General features: G+C 69.5%; 13 protein-coding genes. 7 read left to right on the top strand and 6 right to left on the bottom strand.

All coding sequences use genetic code 11. The annotated features are described in order from the left end of the window. The first annotated feature begins 149 nt into the window (after positions 1 to 149). Positions 150 to 656: a hypothetical protein gene (locus AC1PMG_RS03075; protein ID WP_481110618.1), complete on the top strand. Its 507-nt coding sequence runs from the start codon at positions 150 to 152 to the stop codon at positions 654 to 656. Positions 657 to 729: 73 nt separating this feature from the next. On the opposite strand, the gene hmgA is transcribed toward AC1PMG_RS03075, so the two are convergent. From hmgA to hppD, 3 genes are all read right to left on the bottom strand, one after another. Further along, positions 730 to 2,028 carry a homogentisate 1,2-dioxygenase gene (gene hmgA, locus AC1PMG_RS03070; protein WP_481110617.1) on the bottom strand — a complete coding sequence of 433 codons (1,299 nt, stop codon included), beginning with the start codon at positions 2,026 to 2,028 and terminating at the stop codon, positions 730 to 732. 18 nt (positions 2,029 to 2,046) lie between these two features. Next, positions 2,047 to 2,439 carry an endonuclease domain-containing protein gene (locus tag AC1PMG_RS03065; RefSeq protein ID WP_481110616.1) on the bottom strand — a complete coding sequence of 131 codons (393 nt, stop codon included), beginning with the start codon at positions 2,437 to 2,439 and terminating at the stop codon, positions 2,047 to 2,049. A 164-nt stretch (positions 2,440 to 2,603) separates the two neighbouring features. After that, positions 2,604 to 3,716: a 4-hydroxyphenylpyruvate dioxygenase gene (gene hppD, locus AC1PMG_RS03060; protein ID WP_481110615.1), complete on the bottom strand. Its 1,113-nt coding sequence runs from the start codon at positions 3,714 to 3,716 to the stop codon at positions 2,604 to 2,606. A gap of 135 nt (positions 3,717 to 3,851) precedes the next feature. On the opposite strand from hppD, the gene AC1PMG_RS03055 reads away from it, so the two are divergent. Further along, the gene (locus tag AC1PMG_RS03055; RefSeq protein ID WP_010341302.1) at positions 3,852 to 4,334 is read left to right on the top strand and encodes a MarR family winged helix-turn-helix transcriptional regulator; all 483 of its coding nucleotides are present in this window, start codon (positions 3,852 to 3,854) and stop codon (positions 4,332 to 4,334) included. 153 nt (positions 4,335 to 4,487) lie between these two features. Here the strand turns inward: AC1PMG_RS03055 and AC1PMG_RS03050 are convergent, their stop codons facing one another. From AC1PMG_RS03050 to AC1PMG_RS03040, 3 genes are all read right to left on the bottom strand, one after another. Beyond that, on the bottom strand, positions 4,488 to 5,090 hold the full coding sequence (locus AC1PMG_RS03050; RefSeq protein ID WP_017911302.1) for a thioredoxin family protein: 603 nt from the start codon (positions 5,088 to 5,090) through the stop codon (positions 4,488 to 4,490). Positions 5,091 to 5,105: 15 nt separating this feature from the next. After that, positions 5,106 to 6,629, bottom strand: coding sequence for a peptide MFS transporter (locus AC1PMG_RS03045; protein ID WP_267105168.1), 1,524 nt, complete (start codon positions 6,627 to 6,629; stop codon positions 5,106 to 5,108). Positions 6,630 to 6,916: 287 nt separating this feature from the next. Further along, positions 6,917 to 7,828: a tryptophan 2,3-dioxygenase gene (locus tag AC1PMG_RS03040; RefSeq protein ID WP_481110614.1), complete on the bottom strand. Its 912-nt coding sequence runs from the start codon at positions 7,826 to 7,828 to the stop codon at positions 6,917 to 6,919. A gap of 165 nt (positions 7,829 to 7,993) precedes the next feature. Here AC1PMG_RS03040 and AC1PMG_RS03035 point away from each other — a divergent pair, with 165 nt between their 5' ends. The 5 genes from AC1PMG_RS03035 (at position 7,994) to AC1PMG_RS03015 (ending at position 15,990) form a co-directional block, all read left to right on the top strand. Continuing rightward, complete coding sequence (locus AC1PMG_RS03035) at positions 7,994 to 11,575, top strand: lamin tail domain-containing protein (RefSeq protein WP_481110613.1); 3,582 nt, start codon at positions 7,994 to 7,996, stop codon at positions 11,573 to 11,575. 466 nt (positions 11,576 to 12,041) lie between these two features. Then, entirely contained in the window at positions 12,042 to 13,130 is a 1,089-nt protein-coding gene (gene pdhA, locus AC1PMG_RS03030; protein ID WP_481110612.1) for a pyruvate dehydrogenase (acetyl-transferring) E1 component subunit alpha, read from the top strand. Next, positions 13,123 to 14,202, top strand: a complete 1,080-nt coding sequence (locus AC1PMG_RS03025; RefSeq protein ID WP_342072510.1) for an alpha-ketoacid dehydrogenase subunit beta — start codon at positions 13,123 to 13,125, stop codon at positions 14,200 to 14,202. The genes pdhA and AC1PMG_RS03025 overlap by 8 nt, the downstream gene beginning before the upstream one ends. A 1-nt stretch (position 14,203) precedes the next feature. Further along, the gene (locus AC1PMG_RS03020) at positions 14,204 to 14,554 is read left to right on the top strand and encodes an SH3 domain-containing protein (RefSeq protein WP_152236758.1); all 351 of its coding nucleotides are present in this window, start codon (positions 14,204 to 14,206) and stop codon (positions 14,552 to 14,554) included. Continuing rightward, positions 14,551 to 15,990 carry a dihydrolipoamide acetyltransferase family protein gene (locus tag AC1PMG_RS03015; RefSeq protein WP_481110611.1) on the top strand — a complete coding sequence of 480 codons (1,440 nt, stop codon included), beginning with the start codon at positions 14,551 to 14,553 and terminating at the stop codon, positions 15,988 to 15,990. The genes AC1PMG_RS03020 and AC1PMG_RS03015 overlap by 4 nt, the downstream gene beginning before the upstream one ends. The last annotated feature ends 625 nt before the right edge of the window (positions 15,991 to 16,615 follow it).

The raw sequence follows: 16,615 nt of genomic DNA, 5'->3' as shown, positions 1-16,615 counted from the left end.
CGCGGCGCGGCGCGGCACAGCGTCCCGAACCAGGCGTTCGACCACGCCGATGACAAGGCGGCTGCAGGCACCGACACGCCGACGCATCGCCCCTGTCATCGGCATTTCACCGCGCTGCGCCACGCTGCGCGCCTACCGACCCCGCCGCCATGCACCCGCGCAAGACCGCCCTCGCCCTTGCGGCACTGCAATCGCACGATGCGCCGCTGGACATGCGCCAGCGACGCGTGCTGATCCTGGCCGACGGCCAGCGCAGCGTCGAGGAACTGGCCACGCTGGGCGGCCGCGGCGCCGATGCGATCGTGCAGGGGCTGCTGGAGCAGGGCTACCTGGACGACGGGCGCAGCGTCGCCGCCGCACCGGTGGCCGCGAGCGCGCCCCCACCACCGGCCGACCCGCGGCGCGCCCTGCTCAATGCACGCATGTATCTGCTGGACCTGCTGCAACTGCAGCGGCATCCGGCCTCGCCTGCCCTGCAGCAGCAGTTGCGCGCCGCGCGCGAGGAGCAGGACACCCTGCGCGCGATCGCGCTGGCGCTGCGCACCATGCCGGAGATGACCTCCGAGCGCTACGCGCAGCGCATCCGCGAGCGCGTGTTGGAGATCCTGCCGGCATCGCTGCACGGCGCGCTGACGGCCGCGGCGGAGGCCGCCTGACGCGCAGCGCCGCCGTGCGTGACGGCGGCAGTCACGGCACCAGCCTGAGCGGCGCGGCCGCGGCTGCGCCCGCTCAGGGCGCGCGGAAGTGCCGGCGCAGGCCCTGCCAGCACTGCTGGTAGTCGCGCTGGCGATGCGCGGCGTCCAGCGCCTGTGCGGTCGGGCGCAGCACCGCACGGGTCTCGAACATGAAGGCCATGGTGTCGGCGATGACGTCCGGCCGCGACAGGTCGGCCTGCGAGGCCTTGTCGAAGGTGGCCGCATCCGGGCCGTGCCCGCTCATGCAGTTGTGCAGCGACGCGCCGCCCGGAGCGAAGCCGTCGGCCTTGGCGTCGTAGACGCCGTGCACCAGGCCCATGAACTCGCTGGCCACGTTGCGGTGGAACCACGGCGGCCGGAAGGTGTGCTGCGCCACCAGCCAGCGCGGCGGGAAGATCGCGAAATCCATGTTGGCGGTGCCGGGCGTGTCGCTGGGCGCGGTCAGCACGGTGAAGATGCTGGGATCGGGATGATCGAAGCTGATCGAGCCGATGGTGTTGAAGCGGCGCAGGTCGTACTTGTACGGCGCGTAGTTGCCGTGCCAGGCGACCACGTCCAGCGGCGAATGCCCGATCGGCGCGCGCCACAGATGGCCCTGGAACTTGGCGATCAGCTCGAACGCGCCCTCGTCTTCCTCGTAGGCCGCCACCGGGGTCAGGAAGTCGCGCGGGTTGGCCAGGCCGTTGGCACCGATCGGCCCCAGGTCCGGCAGCCGCAGCAGGCCGCCGAAGTTCTCGCACACGTAGCCGCGCGCGGGGCCGTCCGGCAGTTCCACGCGGAAGCGCACGCCGCGCGGGATCACCGCGATCTCCTGCGGCGCGACCTCCAGCGTGCCAAGTTCGGTGCACAGGCGCAGTCGGCCGAGCTGCGGGACCAACAGCATTTCCGCATCGGCGTTGTAGAAGAAGCGACCCTGCATCGACGCATTGGCCGCATACAGGTGCACCGCCACGCCATGCTGCGCTTCGGCCGAGCCGTTGCCGGCCATGGTGTACAGGCCGTCGACGAAATCCACCGGCGTCTCCGGCAGCGGCAACGGGCTCCAGCGCAACTGGTCCGGCGGCACCGGACCGCGCTGGAAGTCGTTGTGGAACGCGCCGGCACGGTCGTAGGCGACGAAGCCGCCGTGCATCACCGCCGGCCGGATGCGATACAGCCAGCTGCGCCGGTTGGCGCCGCGCGGCGCGGTGAACGCGGTGCCCGACAACTGCTCGGCATACAGGCCGTGGGCCACGCGCTGCGGCGAGTTCTGCCCGACCGGCAACGCGCCGGGCACCGCCTCGGTGGCGAATTCGTTGCCGAAGCCGGACATGTAGCGATGATGGTCATGCATATGCTTGAGCCTTGGATATCAAGCCCCTCTCCCACCGGGAGAGGGGTTGGGGTGAGGGTACGGCGACCCAGTGGCGTCGCAAATCACCTGGATCACGGCATCTATCGAAAGCAGTACGTCATTGTTCCAGAAGCGCATGACCCGCCAGCCTTGCGATGCCAGCCAACGCGTTCTTGTGGCATCGCATGGTTCGGTATGTTGCGCGCCGTCGATTTCGATAATCAGCTTCGCTGATACGCAGCATAAATCAGCGATGTAGGGAGGGATCGGGTACTGCCGCCGGAACTTGAAGCCTTGCAACTGCCCGCTTCTCAGATGACTCCACAGTGCGCGCTCGGCGTCGGTCATGGTGCGACGTAGCTGACGTGCGTGAGTCAGCGTGGCGGTGGCTAAAGGCGGTTTGATCGTCATGACCCCACCGTACCCTCACCCCAACCCCTCTCCCGGTGGGAGAGGGGCTACAGCGGCTGTCGGAAGTCTCCGCGACGCGCTGTCAGGATCTGCTCGCCATGCGCGTCCACTCGCGTCAAGCATCCGCTGTCTGCCAGCCTCCGCGCGCCGCCCGCGTTCCGCCCTCAGAGCACGCCACGCTTCATCTGGTCGCGCTCGATACTCTCGAACAGCGCCTGGAAGTTGCCTTCGCCGAAGCCCTCGTTGCCCTTGCGCTGGATGATCTCGAAGAAGATCGGGCCGATGCAGTTCTGGGTGAAGATCTGCAGCAGCTTGCGCTGCTTGGTTTCCAGGTCGGCGTCGATCAGGATCTTGTTGCGCGCCAGCCGCGCCACGTCCTCACCGTGATTGGGGATGCGCTGGTCGATCACCTCGAAATAGGTATCCGGCGTGTCCAGGAACTCGACGCCGGCCGCGCGCATGCGCTCGACCGTTTCGTAGATGTCGTCGGTGAAGCAGGCGATGTGCTGGATGCCTTCGCCGCGGTAGGCGTCCAGGTACTCGTTGATCTGGCTCTTCGGATCGGACGACTCGTTGAGCGGGATGCGCACCACGCCGTCCGGCGCGGTCATCGCCTTGGACACCAGCCCGGTCTTGGCGCCCTTGATGTCGAAGTAGCGGATCTCGCGGAAGTTGAACAGGCGCTCGTAGTAGTCCGACCAGCGCTGCATGTTGCCGAAGTACAGGTTGTGGGTCAGGTGGTCGATGAAGGTCAGGCCGAAGCCGGCCGGGTGCTGTTCGGCACCGGGCACCGGCTCGAACTCGGTGTACACCGAACCTTTCTCGCCGTACTGGTCGACCAGGTACAGCATGCAGTCGCCGATGCCCTTGACCACCGGTGCCGGTACCGCGCGGGTGTCGGCCTTGTCGGCGATGGCTTCGCCGCCGTTCTCCAGCACCTTGGCGAACACGTCGTCGGCCGGGTGCCGGAAGCGGATCGCGAAGCCGCAGGCGCAGGGGCCGTGCGCGGCCGCGAAATCGGCGGCGAAGGAATCCGGTTCCTCGTTGACCAGGAAGTTGACCCCGCCCTGGCGGTACACGGTGATCGCGCGCTGGCGATGGCGCAGTACCGCGGTGAAGCCCATGCTGCGGAAGTACGCGTGCAACTGCTCGCCCTGCCCGGCCGGCGCGGCGAATTCCACGAACTCGAAACCGTCGATGCCCATCGGGTTCTCGAAGGTGGTGACCTGCATGCCGAGGTTGGCCGGCTGCGACGGATGTTGCGGTTGTGCACTCATGACGCGTCTCCTGGAGGGCGGGGTGCGGCGGCCGGGCCGAAATTTCGGGTGCGGACGGACGCCAGACTCGCGAGAATGGCCGTAGTATCCTCCGTTGTAGTTACAAGTGAAACCACCAGCAAGGTGCAATGCAGCATGACGATCGCCACGCCCGCCCCGACGCCCGACTCGCCCTCCCTGGATCTGGAACGGTTCCTGCCGTACCGGATCAGCGTGCTGTCCAACCGCATCAGCAGCAACATCGCCCGCGTTTACGGCGAGCGCTACGGCATGGCGGTGACCGAGTGGCGGGTGATGGCGGTGCTGGCGCTGTATCCGGGGCTGTCCGCCGGCGAGGTCTCCGAGCGCACCGCGATGGACAAGGTGGCGGTGAGCCGGGCGGTGGCGCGGCAGCTGGAGCGCGGCTTCATCCAGCGCGAGACCCACGGCGACGACCGCCGCCGCTCGGTGCTGCACCTGACCGCGGCCGGGGTGGAGGTGTACCAGGTGGTGGCGCCGATGGTGCTGGAATGCGAGCGGCGCCTGCTGGCGCCCTTCAGCGAGGACGAGCAGCGGCTGCTGAACCGGCTGATCGACCGCCTGGCGGCCGAGGGTCTGCCGAGCATGACCGGGCGCTGAGGCGCCGGGGCCCGCGCACTGCGGGCCTTTGACCTCGTAGGAGCGGCTTCAGCCGCGACCGGGCATTACTCTGAAGGCCCAGTCGCGGCTGATCCCACAAAAGGGGGCAAGAGCCGCTCCTACGAAATCACGGAAATCGCGCTTCGTGGCCGCTCAGGCCTTCGGCGGCGCCCATTCCTTGAGGAAATCCGAGAACTTCCTGCGGTCGTAGTCCTTGCCCTTCTGCAGGTCGGCGAGCACCTGCGAGTGCAGCAGCTTGCCGTCGGCGTCGAGCACCAGCAGGTGCGGGAAGTCGACGATCTTCGGGTATTGCGCCATGAACGCCTCGTTCTTGTTGGCGTCGCTGACGTTGACCTTGACCCAGACGAAGTTGGCGTCGCGGAAGCTGCGCAGTTCCGCATCGCCCTCGATGAAGGTGTCCAGGGTGTGGCACCAGTCGCACGCCTCGTTGCCCACGTCGAGCAGGATGCGCTTGCCGCCGCGCTTGGCCTCGACCATGGCGGTGTCCAGGTCGTCGGCCGGATTGCGCTGCGGATCGAACTGCGCGCCCAGGGCCTTGGCCGCGGCCACGTCGGCGGCGGCCGGGGTATTGCCCGAGGCCACCGGCTGGTTGGGGTCGGCCACCGGCGGCTTCTGCACCGAGGTGTCCAGCGGCTTGGCCGGCGCCTGCGCGTCGGGCGGCGCCGCGGTCTGCCCGCACGCGCTCAGCGCCAGCATCGCCGCCAGGGCAGCGCAGATCGTCTTGTTCATCGCCATTGCGTCGTCCTCAGGTTACTTCACACCGTGCATCAGCTTGCTGATCAGCGGCGCGATCAGGAACAGCACCACGCCGGCGCCCAGCAGCGCCCAGAAGCCGAAGGTATACCCACCCAGCGCGGAAGACACGGTCATGCCGCCTTCGCCGCTGACATGGCTGGCGAAGATGCCGGACAGGTTGTTGCCGATGCCAGTGGACAGGAACCAGCCGCCCATGCCGAAACCGACCAGGCGTACCGGCGCCAGCTTGGTCACCATCGACAGCCCGATCGGCGACAGGCACAGCTCGCCCACCGACTGGATGACGTAGACCATGAACAGGGTCCAGAACGGGATCTTGCCGGCGTCGTTGACCAGGCTCGACAGCGCGAACATCAGCAGCAGGAAGGCCAGACCGTTGAACGCCAGGCCGAGCGCGAACTTGCGCGAGATCGACGGATTGAAGCGGCCGGCCTTGACCCAGATCCAGGCGATGACCGGCGCCAGGGTGATGATCGCCAGCGAGTTGACCGACTGGAACCACGCGGTCGGGAAGGTCCAGTCGCCGAACTGGCGGTTGACGATCTCGTCGGCGAGGAAGGTGAAGGAACTGCCGGCCTGCTCGAAGAACATCCAGAACAGCACGTTGAAGGCGAAGATGATCAGCATCGCGATGACCTTGTCGCGCGCGACCTTGCCGTTGCGGATGCCTTCCACCAGCAACATGATCGCCAGGGCCACGAACATGGTGCTGAGGATCCACTGCAGCACTTCGGCGCCGGCGGCCAGCGCCAGGTACACCGCCGGGACCGCCACCAGCATGCCCAGCAGCACGTAGACCACGCGCATGCCGCCGGCACCGCCCGGCAACGGCGCGCCGATGCCCTTGAGCTGGCGGCGGCCGAACCAGAACCACACCAGGCTGATCAGCATGCCGATGCCCGAGGCGATGAACACCATCTTGTAGGACGGCATCGCTTCGGTGCCGAACACCTTCTCGGCCAGCTGCTGGGTCAGCCACGGCGCGATCATCGCGCCCAGGTTGATGCCCATGTAGAAGATGGTGAAGCCGCTGTCGCGACGCGGATCGGCGGCGCTGTACAGCTTGCCGACCATGGTCGAGATGTTGGGTTTGAACAGGCCGTTGCCGACCACCACGGTGGCAAGGCCCAGTTCGAAGATCTGCGGGTTGGGCACGGAGATCAGGAACAGGCCGGTGGACATCACCGCCGCACCGACCAGGATGGAACGCTGGTAGCCGAGCACCCGGTCGGCGATGTAGCCGCCGAAGATCGCCGCCGCGTACACCAGTGCCAGGTAGGCGCCGTAGGTGGCGCTGGCCGAGGCCTGGCCCGAACCCTGGCCGCCATGGAACTGCGCCACGATGTACAGCACCAGCGCCCAGCGGATGCCGTAGAACGCGAAGCGCTCCCAGAACTCGGTCATGAACAGCATCCACAGCGGACGCGGATGCCCCAGCAGGGTCTTGAATTCGGGCGGTTGCGCTGACGGCGGCTGCGGTGAGGCGGGGTGGTTCGACGCGACGACGTCAACGCTCATGCGGTGTTCCCTTGCGTATTCAGGATGGGCTGGGGCGATGCGTCCGGCCAGGCCGGGCAACGGGCGAGGATCACCGAGCGACGGCGTGGCGTCAAATGCGTGGTGGGGACGGGACTCGGGGCCCGGGACCCGGAAAGGCGGGACCTCGAAGACCAGGGATTCCGGGCGAGAAGACGGGATGCGCACGCGGCAAGCCCGCGTCCATGCGGCACGCCACGCGGAAAGACCAACGCCTCCGACCACGACGCAGCGCAGCAAGGCCGAGCGGCGCCTGCCCGCGCGCTCCACTACGGCGCTTGCGGCGCCCCACCCGGGTCCCGGGTCCCAAGTCCCGGGTCCCGGCTCTCCAGCCCCACCGACGTCCGCACCTCGAACAGTTCCGGGAAGAAGGTCAGCGCCAGCGCCTGCTGCAGGAAGCCGACGCCGCTGGAACCGCCGGTGCCGCGCTTGAAGCCGATCACCCGCATCACCGTGCGCATGTGGCGGAAGCGCCACAGCTGGAACTGGGTCTCCAGGTCCACCAGGTCCTCGCACAGCGCGTATTCGCGCCAGTAGCGGTCGGTGTTCTCGTAGATACGCTCGAACACCGGGCGCAGCAGCGGGTCGCTGACGTGCGGCTGGCGCCAGTCGCGGGCGTGGTACGGCGCCGGCACCGCATGGCCGAAGCGGGCCAGGTAGCGCAGGAACTCCTCGTACAGGCTGGGCGCCTCCAGCACCGCCTGCAGCGCCGCCTGGCCCTGCGGGTCGTGGTCGAACACCGGCAGCATCTGCGCGTTCTTGTTGCCGAGCATGAACTCGATGGTGCGGTACTGCAGCGACTGGAACCCGGAGGACGGGCCCAGCACGTCGCGGAAGCCCATGTACTCGGACGGGGTCAGGGTCTCCAGCACCGACCACTGCTCGGTGAGCAGGCGCAGCACCTGCTTGCTGCGCGCCAGCACCTTGCGGCATTGCCACACCTCGTCGCGCTGCAGGTGCCCGATCGCCGCGCGCAGTTCGTGCGCCAGCAGCTTCAGCCACAGCTCGGAGGTCTGGTGCTGGACGATGAACAGCAGTTCGTCGTGGTGCGGCGGGTTCGACAGCGGCTGCTGCGCCGACAGCAGCCGGTCCAGGCGCAGATAGCCGCCATAGGTCAGGCGGCCTTCCAGGTCGGTGTGGATGCCGGCTTCGAGCGGGCGCTGGTTCTGTTCGACGGGCATGGGCGGCGTGGGCATTCCGGGCCGGCAAGGGTACCGCAGCGACGAATGTCACACATTCGTCAGCACCGGCTGACAAACTCCGGCACAATCGTCGGCGGCGCCTGGGGGGTGCCGTCAAGTCATGTGCGTTAGTCCACGTCTTCAAGGATTGGGGAGATCTTGTTCATGCGAACCATGCTGCTTCGAGCTGCAGTGTTGTCGTGCGCGCTGGGTTGTGCCGGGTACGCCCAGGCCCAGGTGGTCATCAGCCAGGTCTATGGCGGTGGCGGCAACAGCGGCGCCACCTACAAAAGCGATTTCGTCGAATTGCACAACAACGGCAGCGAGGCGGTGAGCCTGGCCGGCTGGTCGGTGCAGTACGCCTCGGCCGCCGGCAGCAGCTGGCAGGTCACCACGCTCAGCGGCAGCATCGCGCCGGGCGGCTACTACCTGGTCAAGCAGGCCGACGGCAGCGGCGGCAGCACCGCGCTGCCCACGCCCGACGCCACCGGCACCATCGCCATGAGCGGCAGCGCCGGCAAGATCGCGCTGAGCAAGAGCAGCGCCGCACTCAGCGGCGCCTGCCCGGCCGGCAACGCCGACTTCGTCGGCTACGGCAGCAGCGCCAGCTGCGCCGAAGGCAGCGCCCCGACCGCCGCGCCCAGCAACACCCTGGCGGTGCTGCGCGGCAACGGCGGCTGCACCGACAGCGACAACAACAACGCCGACTTCGCCACCGGCGCGCCGACCCCGCGCAACAGCGCCGCGCCGGTCAGCCTGTGCGGCGGCGGCAACCAGCCGGTGGCCAGCGTGGCCAACGTCAGCCGCGCCGAAGGCGACAGCGGCAGCAGCGCATTCGTGTTCACGGTGACGCTGAGCCAGCCGGCCGGCAGCGCCGGTGTGACTTTCACCGTCGCCACCCGCGACGGCACCGCCACTGCCGGCAGCGACTACCAGGCACTGGCCGCGACCCAGGTGACCATCCCGGCCGGCGAAAGCAGCGCCGAGGTGCGCGTGCTGGTCAACGGCGACACCAGCAACGAACCCGACGAGACCTTCTACCTCGACATCACCGGCATCAGCGGTGCGCTGCCGTCCACGCTGACCGCCAGCGGGGTGATCCTCAACGACGACTTCAACCTGGTGCCGATCCACAGCATCCAGGGCAGCGGCGCGCGCTCGCCGCTGGTCGGCCAGGTGGTCGCCACCAGCGGCATCGTCACCGCACGGCGCAGCGCCGGCTTCTTCCTGCAGACGCCCGACGCCCAGGCCGATGCCGACCCGCTCACCTCCGAGGGCATCTACGTCTACACCGGCAGTGCGCCGCCGGCCGAGGCCGCGGTGGGCAATTCGGTGCGGGTGCAGGCCACGGTGGTCGAATACGTGCCCAGCACCGACCCCAGCCAGCCGCCGCTGACCGAGCTGACCTCGCCGACGGTGCTGCTGCAGTCCACCGGCAATCCGCTGCCGGCCGCGGTCGAGCTGACCACCCGCTTCCCCGACCCGAACGGCGCCTACGACCAGCTCGAGCGCCTGGAAGGCATGCGCGTCACCGTGCCCAGCCTGACCGTCAACACGCCGACCCTGGGCAACGTCAACGAGACCAACGCCAGCGCCACCAGCAATGGCGTGTTCCATGCCGTGGTCACCGGCCTGCCGCGCGCCTGGCGCACCGCCGGCGTGCAGCAGCCCGACGCGCTGCCGGCCGGCTCGCCGGCCGACGTGCCGCGCTGGAACACCAGCCCGCAGGTGATCGCGGTCGGCAGCGCCGGTCTCGGCGGCCAGCGCATCGACGTGGCCGCCGGCTGCACCGTGCTCGGCGTCAGCGGCCCGCTGGACTACAGCTTCCGCCGCTACACCATCTACCCGGAAACCGCGCCCACCGTGCAGTGCGACGGCGCCGACCAGCCCAAGGCCGCCCCCGCGCCGCAGGCCGACGACGTCAACATCGCCACCTACAACATGGAGCGCTTCTTCGACGACCAGAACGATCCGGCGATCGGCGAACCGGTGCTGACCGCGGCCGCCTACCAGGCGCGGCTCAACAAGGCCTCGCTGGCGATCCGCAACTACCTCAACACCCCCGACATCCTCGGCACCGTGGAGATCGAGAACCTGAGCGTGCTGCAGACCCTGGCCGACCGCGTCAACCGCGACGCGGTGGCCGCCGGCCAGCCCGATCCGCAGTACGTGGCCTACCTGCAGGAAGGCAACGACGTGGGCGGCATCGACGTCGGCTTCCTGGTCAAGACCGCGCAGGTCGGCGCCGGCATCGCCCGCGTCGAGGTGGTCTCGGTGAGCCAGGAAGGCAAGGCCGCCACCTGGACCGAGCCCAGCGGCACCGTCAGCCTGCTCAACGACCGCCCGCCGCTGCTGCTGAAGGCGGTGGTGCATTTCGCCGACGGCCGCGCGCTGCCGCTGACCGTGGTCGAGGTGCACCAGCGTTCGCTCAACGGCGCCGAGACCAACGACGCCAGCGGCCAGCGCATCCGCGCCAAGCGCCAGGCGCAGGCGGTGTTCCTGGCCAACCTGCTGCAGGCGCGCCAGGCCGCCGATCCGACCGAGCAGCTGCTGGTGATGGGCGACTTCAACGCTTTCGAGTTCAACGACGGCTACGTCGATGCGATGGGCACCATCACTGGCCTGCCGGCACCCGATGCGCAGACCGTGGTCGGCGGCGACGGCGCCACCCTGGTCGATCCGGCGCTGTACAACCTCACCCTGCTGTCGACGCCGGACCAGAGCTACTCCTACGCCTACGACGGCAACGTGCAATCGCTGGACCACATCCTGGCCAACCGTGCGCTGATGCGCTCGGCGCAGATCGCCGGTCTCAGCGAAGCCCATGCGCGGCTCAACGCCGACTTCCCGGCCGTGGCCCGCAACGACGCCAACTCGCCGGCGCGGCTGTCCGACCACGACCCGGCGGTGGTGCTGATCAAGCTCAAGCCGCTGGAGCGCGCCGACCTGAGCCTGCGCGTGAGCGCCGCCAACGCCTCGGTCTACGCCGGCGACACCATCCGCTACAGCGTCACCCTGGCCAACGCCGGTCCGGACGCGGCGCGCGCGGCGGCAGTCGCCTTCGCCCTGGACGCGGCGGTGGCCCCGAGCGTGACCGCCGCCCCGGGCTGGGACTGCGCCGCGCCGGAGGTGGCTGCGCAGACTGTGGTCACCTGCAGCACCGCGCAGTTCGCCGCCGGCACCACGCCGCGCTTCGAACTGGCGGTACCGGCCGGCACCGCCCTGGTCGGGCGCAGCCTGAGCCTGGCCGCGTCGGTGGCCTCGCAGACCGAGGATCCCAACCCCGGCGACAACGGCGGCGGCGCCACGGTGGCGGTGCAGGCGCGTCCGGCCGGCGACCTGGCGGTGTCGATCGACGGCCCGGCCACCCTGCCGTTCTTCGCCTTCTTCGCCGACTACCGCATCGACGTGCGCAACCACGGCAATGCGCCGGTGCAGGGCGCCAGCCTGGAGATCGACGGCAGCACCCTGTCCGCCCTGACCGCGCTGGTGCCGCCACGCGGCTGGCAGTGCGTGCGGCAGAACCACGGCCTGCGCAGCGCGCGCTTCCAGTGCCGCAGCGGCGCCGACCTGGCGCCGGGCGCCAGCGCCGCGTTCCGCCTGAGCCTGGCGACACGGCCGCTGCCGGCCGACCGCCAGATCGTGATCGGCGCTAGCGCCAGCTCGACCTCGGCCGATGCCGACCCCAGCGACAACAGCGCGCGCTTGAGCACCCGCGTGGAGGGGCTGCGTCTGTTCGGCCGCTGATCGCGGCGACCGCTGCAACCGGAAGGGCGTGGCCGCGAGGCCACGCCCTTTTTCTTTGCGCACGCAGGAGCGGCTTCAGCCACGATGGGCGTTCCCGGTAAAGCCCATCGCGGCTGAAGCCGCTCCTACGCGACAATGTTGTTCGGCTTGATGGGGAGGCGCTCTCGCGCCGCGCCTGCACGTGTGCGCCTTGCGTGCTTGCCCGATGATTTCTTCTCCAACGCGCGCACCGCAGCGCGGGCCTTTACCACCGCCACCGGTGGACACCCACGCGCACATGAACGGCATGCATCGCAGTGCAACATCGGCGATACCCAACGCCATCAATCGGCAACGCGGCGCGACCACGCTTTTCTTGTGCGATACGGCATCGCCGCGTGCTGCGGTGCACGACGGCTTTTGCGCACGGCTTCCTTAACATGCCGACTCATATCATTTGAAACTTGTTGTCGAGAGCGCCATCGCCATGAGCATCGCCGCCCAGTTCGAAATTGAGTTCCTGCAGTACCTCGACGCGGGCGGCCAGCCGGTCCGCGACGCGCTTCCGGCCGATTCGGCCAACCCGCAGACGCTGCTGGCGCTGTTCAAGCAGATGCTCTACGTGCGCACCTTCGACAGCAAGGCGGTGGCCCTGCAGCGCACCGGCAAGCTGGGCACCTACGCCTCCTGCCTGGGCCACGAGGCCACCCACATCGGCATCGGCGCGTCGATGCGCCGCGGCGACGTGCTGGCGCCCAGCTACCGCGAGTACGGCGCCATGTTCATGCGCGGCGTGCGCCCGCGCGAGATCCTGCTGTACTGGGGCGGCGACGAGCGCGGCAGCGACTTCCAGCGCGATTCCGACGCCGCCCGCGACTTTCCGATCTGCGTACCGATCTCCACCCAGTGCCTGCACGCCGCCGGCGCCGCGCTGGCGTTCAAGCTGCGCGGCGAACCCCAGGTGGCGGTGGCCACCTGCGGCGACGGCGGCTCGTCCAAGACCGACTTCTACGCCGCGCTCAACTCCGCCGGCGCCTACCAGCTGCCGCTGATCCTGTGCGTGATCAACAACGGTTGGGCGATCTCGGTGCCGCGCAACGCGCAGACCGGTGCGCAGACGCTGGCGCAGAAGGGCCTGGCCGGCGGCCTGCACTGCCTGCAGGTGGACGGCAACGACCTGATCGCCGTGCTCGAAGCGATGCGCCAGGCGCGCGAGCGCGCGCTGGCCGGCCAGGGCGGCACGGTGATCGAGTTCATGACCTACCGCCTGTCCGACCACACCACCGCCGACGACGCGCGCCGCTACCGCGACGACGCCGAGGTCAAGCAGGCCTGGGAACGCGAACCGCTGCTGCGCCTGCGCACCTGGCTGAGCGCGCAGGGCCTGTGGAGCGAGGACGAGGAAGCGGCGTGGAAGCAGGAATGCGCGCGCCTGGCCGACATCGAACTCAACGCCTACCTGGAAACCCCGGTGCAGCCGGTGGAAGCCATGTTCGACTACCTGTACGCCGACCCGCCGCCGGACCTGCTCGCGCAGCGCGCCGAGGCCATCGCCCTGGAGCAGCGCCATGGATGAGTTGAGCCCCCGCCTCGCCGACCACACGGCCGCGTCTGCGGCCGGCACCGCCCACAGCGCCGCCACCGCGCGCGGAGACAGCCCGATGACCAGCACGCCCATTACCCTGATCGAAGCGGTGACCCAGGCGCTGGCCTGGGAACTGCAGCACGACCCGTCGGTGCTGGTGCTGGGCGAGGACGTGGGCGTCAACGGCGGCGTGTTCCGCGCCACCGCCGGCCTGCAGCAGCGCTTCGGCGCGCAGCGCGTGCTCGACACCCCGCTGGACGAGACCACCATCGCCGGGCTCAGCGTCGGCCTCGCCGCGCAGGGCATGAAGCCGGTGGCCGAAGCGCAGTTCGACGGCTTCGTCTACCCGATGGTCGATCACCTGATCTGCCACGCCGCGCGCCTGCGCACCCGCACCCGCGGCCGCCTGCACTGCCCGATGGTGCTGCGCGTGCCGTGGGGCGGCGGCATCCGCGCGCCGGAACACCACAGCGAAGCCAACGAATCCATCTTCACCAACGTGCCGGGCCTGCGCGTGGTGCTGCCGTCCTCGCCGCAGCGCGCCTACGGCCTGCTGCTGGCGGCGATCCGCGAGCCGGATCCGGTGATCTACATGGAGCCCAAGCGCATCTACCGGCAGTACAAGGAAGTGGTCGCCGACGACGGCGAGGCGCTGCCGCTGGACGTGTGCTTCGTGCTGCGCGACGGCACCGACGTGACCCTGGTCGCCTGGGGCGCGCAGGTCAAGGAAGCGCTGGAGGCCGCCGACCGGCTCGCCGCCGACGGCATCAGCGCCGAAGTGATCGACGTGGCCACGCTGCGCCCGCTGGACTTCGACACCATCGCCGAATCGGTGGCGCGCACCGGCCGCTGCGTGATCGTGCAGGAAGCCCCGCGCAGCGCCGGCTTCGGCGCCGAGATCGCCGCGCGCCTGGCCGAACAGTCGATGTACGACCTGGTCGCGCCGGTGCAGCGCGTGACCGGCTACGACACCCACATCCCGCTGTTCCGGCTGGAAATGAAGTACCTGCCGAGCACCGACAAGATCGTCGCGGCGGCCAAGCGGGCGATGGCCGCGGGTTGATATGCAGGCACGTTTGATCAGCGATTACCGCGCCGCCTATCCGCATCCGATCCGCATCGCCGCCGGCGAGCGGGTCGCGCTGGGCGTGCGCGACGAAGAGTGGCCGGCGTTCGTCTGGATCACCGGCGCCGCCGGCAGCGCCGGCTGGGCGCCGCTGGCCTGGCTGCAGCCGACCGGCGACGGCCATGCCGTGGCGATGCGCGACTACGACGCGCGCGAACTCGATGCCGCGCAGGGCGACACCGTCGTCCTGCATCACGAATACGGCGACTGGTGGTGGGCCGAGCGCGCCGACGGCACGCAGGGCTGGCTGCCGGCACGCGACCTGGAACTGCTGGAAGAGACCACATGAGCCAAACCAAGAATTTCAATCTGCCCGACCTGGGCGAAGGCCTGCCCGACGCCACCATCGTCGAGTGGTTCGTCAAGGAAGGCGACACCATCCGGCTGGACGAACCGCTGGTCTCGATGGAAACCGCCAAGGCGGTGGTCGAAGTGCCCTCGCCGGTCTCCGGCAAGGTGCTGAAGCTGGCCGGCGCGCCGGGCGACATCGTCGTCACCGGCAGCATGCTGGCGCAGTTCGCGCCCGACCCGAACCTGCCGCAGCGCGCCGAAGGCCAGGACACCGGCCATCACCACGGCGGCGCGGCGCCGGCCGCGTCCGGCAAGGGTGCCGGCGCCGACACCGCCGCGGCCGACGACCGCGTGGTCGCCTCCGACGACGGCGGCGAACTGCACGACTCCGACAACGCGCAGGCCGCGGGCGAGCGCGACGATGCCGGCACCGTGGTCGGTGCGATGCAGAGCTCCAACACCGTGCACAGCGAGCAGGCCGTGTCGGTCGGCGGCGTGCGCGCGATGCCGGCGGTACGCGCCCTGGCCAAGAAGCTGGGCGTGGACCTGGGCCGCGTACGTGCCAGCGGCGCCGACGGTGCAGTCACCCTGGCCGACGTCAAGCAGGCCGCAGCCGATGGTTCGGCGAAGGCCGGCGCCGTCGTAGGAGCGGCTTCAGCCGCGACCCCACGCCGTCCTGCCGTCGCGGCTGAAGCCGCTCCTGCGCCAGCCCGCACACCCCACGCCGCACCTGCGCGCACCCCGCTCTCCGCCGCCGGCAAGCCGATGCGCACGCAGCCGCCGGGCGTGGCCGTGCAGGGCCAGCCCGAGCCGCTGAAGGGCGTGCGCCGCAACATGGCGCGTGTGATGGCCGAGGCGCAGCGCCAGGTGGTGCTGACCACGCTCAACGACGATGCCGACCTGCACGCATGGGCCCCGGGCAACGACACCACCGGGCGCCTGGTGCGCGCGATCGTCGCCGCCTGCCAGGCGGTGCCGGCGCTCAACGCCTGGTTCGACGGCGAGGCATTGACCCGCACCCTGCACGCGCACGTGGACATCGGCATCGCCGTGGACACCGACGACGGCCTGTTCGTGCCGGCCCTGCGCAACGCCGACATGCTCGATGCACGCGGCGTGCGCGAAGGCATCAACCGCCTGCGCCAGCAGGTGGAAGCGCGCAGCATTCCGGCCTCGGAGCTGAGTGGTTACACCATCTCGCTCTCCAACTTCGGCATGTTCGCCGGCCGCTACGCCACGCCGATCGTGGTGCCGCCGTGCGTGGCCATCGTCGCCGCCGGTCGCGCCCGCCACCAACTGGTACCGGTGATGGGCGGCGTGGAGACGCACAAAATCCTGCCGCTGTCGCTGAGCTTCGACCACCGCGCCTGCACCGGCGGCGAAGCGGCGCGCTTCCTGCGCGCGATGATCGACGACCTGGCGCTGCCGGGCTGAGCAGCGCCCACCGTCCAGATCAACCGACTGCCCTGACACAGGCCGTGCATCTGCTGCCCCTGCCGCAGTAGATGCACGACCCTGGTGGGAAGCACCACCATTGTGGGAGGGACTTCAGTCCCGACGCGACGAACAAAAAAGCGGTGGGCTCAAGCCCTTCTGCAGCGGGTACCCAGGAGGTCACGGCACGGGGCATGTTCTCCGCGATCTTCTACAAATCGCGGAATGATTCCCCGAGCAACTCCAGCACAGCGCGTCGGGGCTGAAGCCCCTCCCACAGTGCAACGACCGCGCATTACGGGGCGATCTGGGATTGCCGCTATCGGCCGCTTCGACGCCTCGCTGCACGGAGCGGCATTGCATCGCGCGCATGGCGACGTCAGGTTTCAGGCGTCATGCGCGGATAGCACACACCGATCTGCCGCGACGACACATCCCGCATCACGCCGGCGTGCAGCGCGCATTCGGTAGACACAAAATTCTGAACAAAACCTGTCTACCACGCGACGCATCGCCGCCGTTATGGTCGCTGCACAGGGGGAGGCACTGCGCCGATCGGCCGCACTGCCCTGAACGTCATGCCACGCATCGCGCCACGGCCGCTCCGCTGCCGCGACGGCGCGCC

The organism is Xanthomonas sp. NCPPB 2250 (assembly GCF_056725265.1).
This window is presented reverse-complemented; position numbering and strand designations above follow the sequence as displayed.

Excerpts from the sequence above, each read along its gene's own strand:
- AC1PMG_RS03045 (WP_267105168.1), bottom strand. The coding sequence starts at position 6,629 with ATGAGCGTTGACGTCGTCGCGTCGAACCACCCCGCCTCACCGCAGCCG.
- pdhA (WP_481110612.1), top strand. The coding sequence starts at position 12,042 with ATGAGCATCGCCGCCCAGTTCGAAATTGAGTTCCTGCAGTACCTCGAC.
- AC1PMG_RS03035 (WP_481110613.1), top strand. The coding sequence starts at position 7,994 with ATGCGAACCATGCTGCTTCGAGCTGCAGTGTTGTCGTGCGCGCTGGGT.
- AC1PMG_RS03040 (WP_481110614.1), bottom strand. The coding sequence starts at position 7,828 with ATGCCCGTCGAACAGAACCAGCGCCCGCTCGAAGCCGGCATCCACACC.
- AC1PMG_RS03015 (WP_481110611.1), top strand. The coding sequence starts at position 14,551 with ATGAGCCAAACCAAGAATTTCAATCTGCCCGACCTGGGCGAAGGCCTG.
- AC1PMG_RS03025 (WP_342072510.1), top strand. The coding sequence starts at position 13,123 with ATGGATGAGTTGAGCCCCCGCCTCGCCGACCACACGGCCGCGTCTGCG.
- AC1PMG_RS03075 (WP_481110618.1), top strand. The coding sequence starts at position 150 with ATGCACCCGCGCAAGACCGCCCTCGCCCTTGCGGCACTGCAATCGCAC.
- hmgA (WP_481110617.1), bottom strand. The coding sequence starts at position 2,028 with ATGCATGACCATCATCGCTACATGTCCGGCTTCGGCAACGAATTCGCC.
- AC1PMG_RS03050 (WP_017911302.1), bottom strand. The coding sequence starts at position 5,090 with ATGGCGATGAACAAGACGATCTGCGCTGCCCTGGCGGCGATGCTGGCG.
- AC1PMG_RS03055 (WP_010341302.1), top strand. The coding sequence starts at position 3,852 with ATGACGATCGCCACGCCCGCCCCGACGCCCGACTCGCCCTCCCTGGAT.
- hppD (WP_481110615.1), bottom strand. The coding sequence starts at position 3,716 with ATGAGTGCACAACCGCAACATCCGTCGCAGCCGGCCAACCTCGGCATG.
- AC1PMG_RS03020 (WP_152236758.1), top strand. The coding sequence starts at position 14,204 with ATGCAGGCACGTTTGATCAGCGATTACCGCGCCGCCTATCCGCATCCG.
- AC1PMG_RS03065 (WP_481110616.1), bottom strand. The coding sequence starts at position 2,439 with ATGACGATCAAACCGCCTTTAGCCACCGCCACGCTGACTCACGCACGT.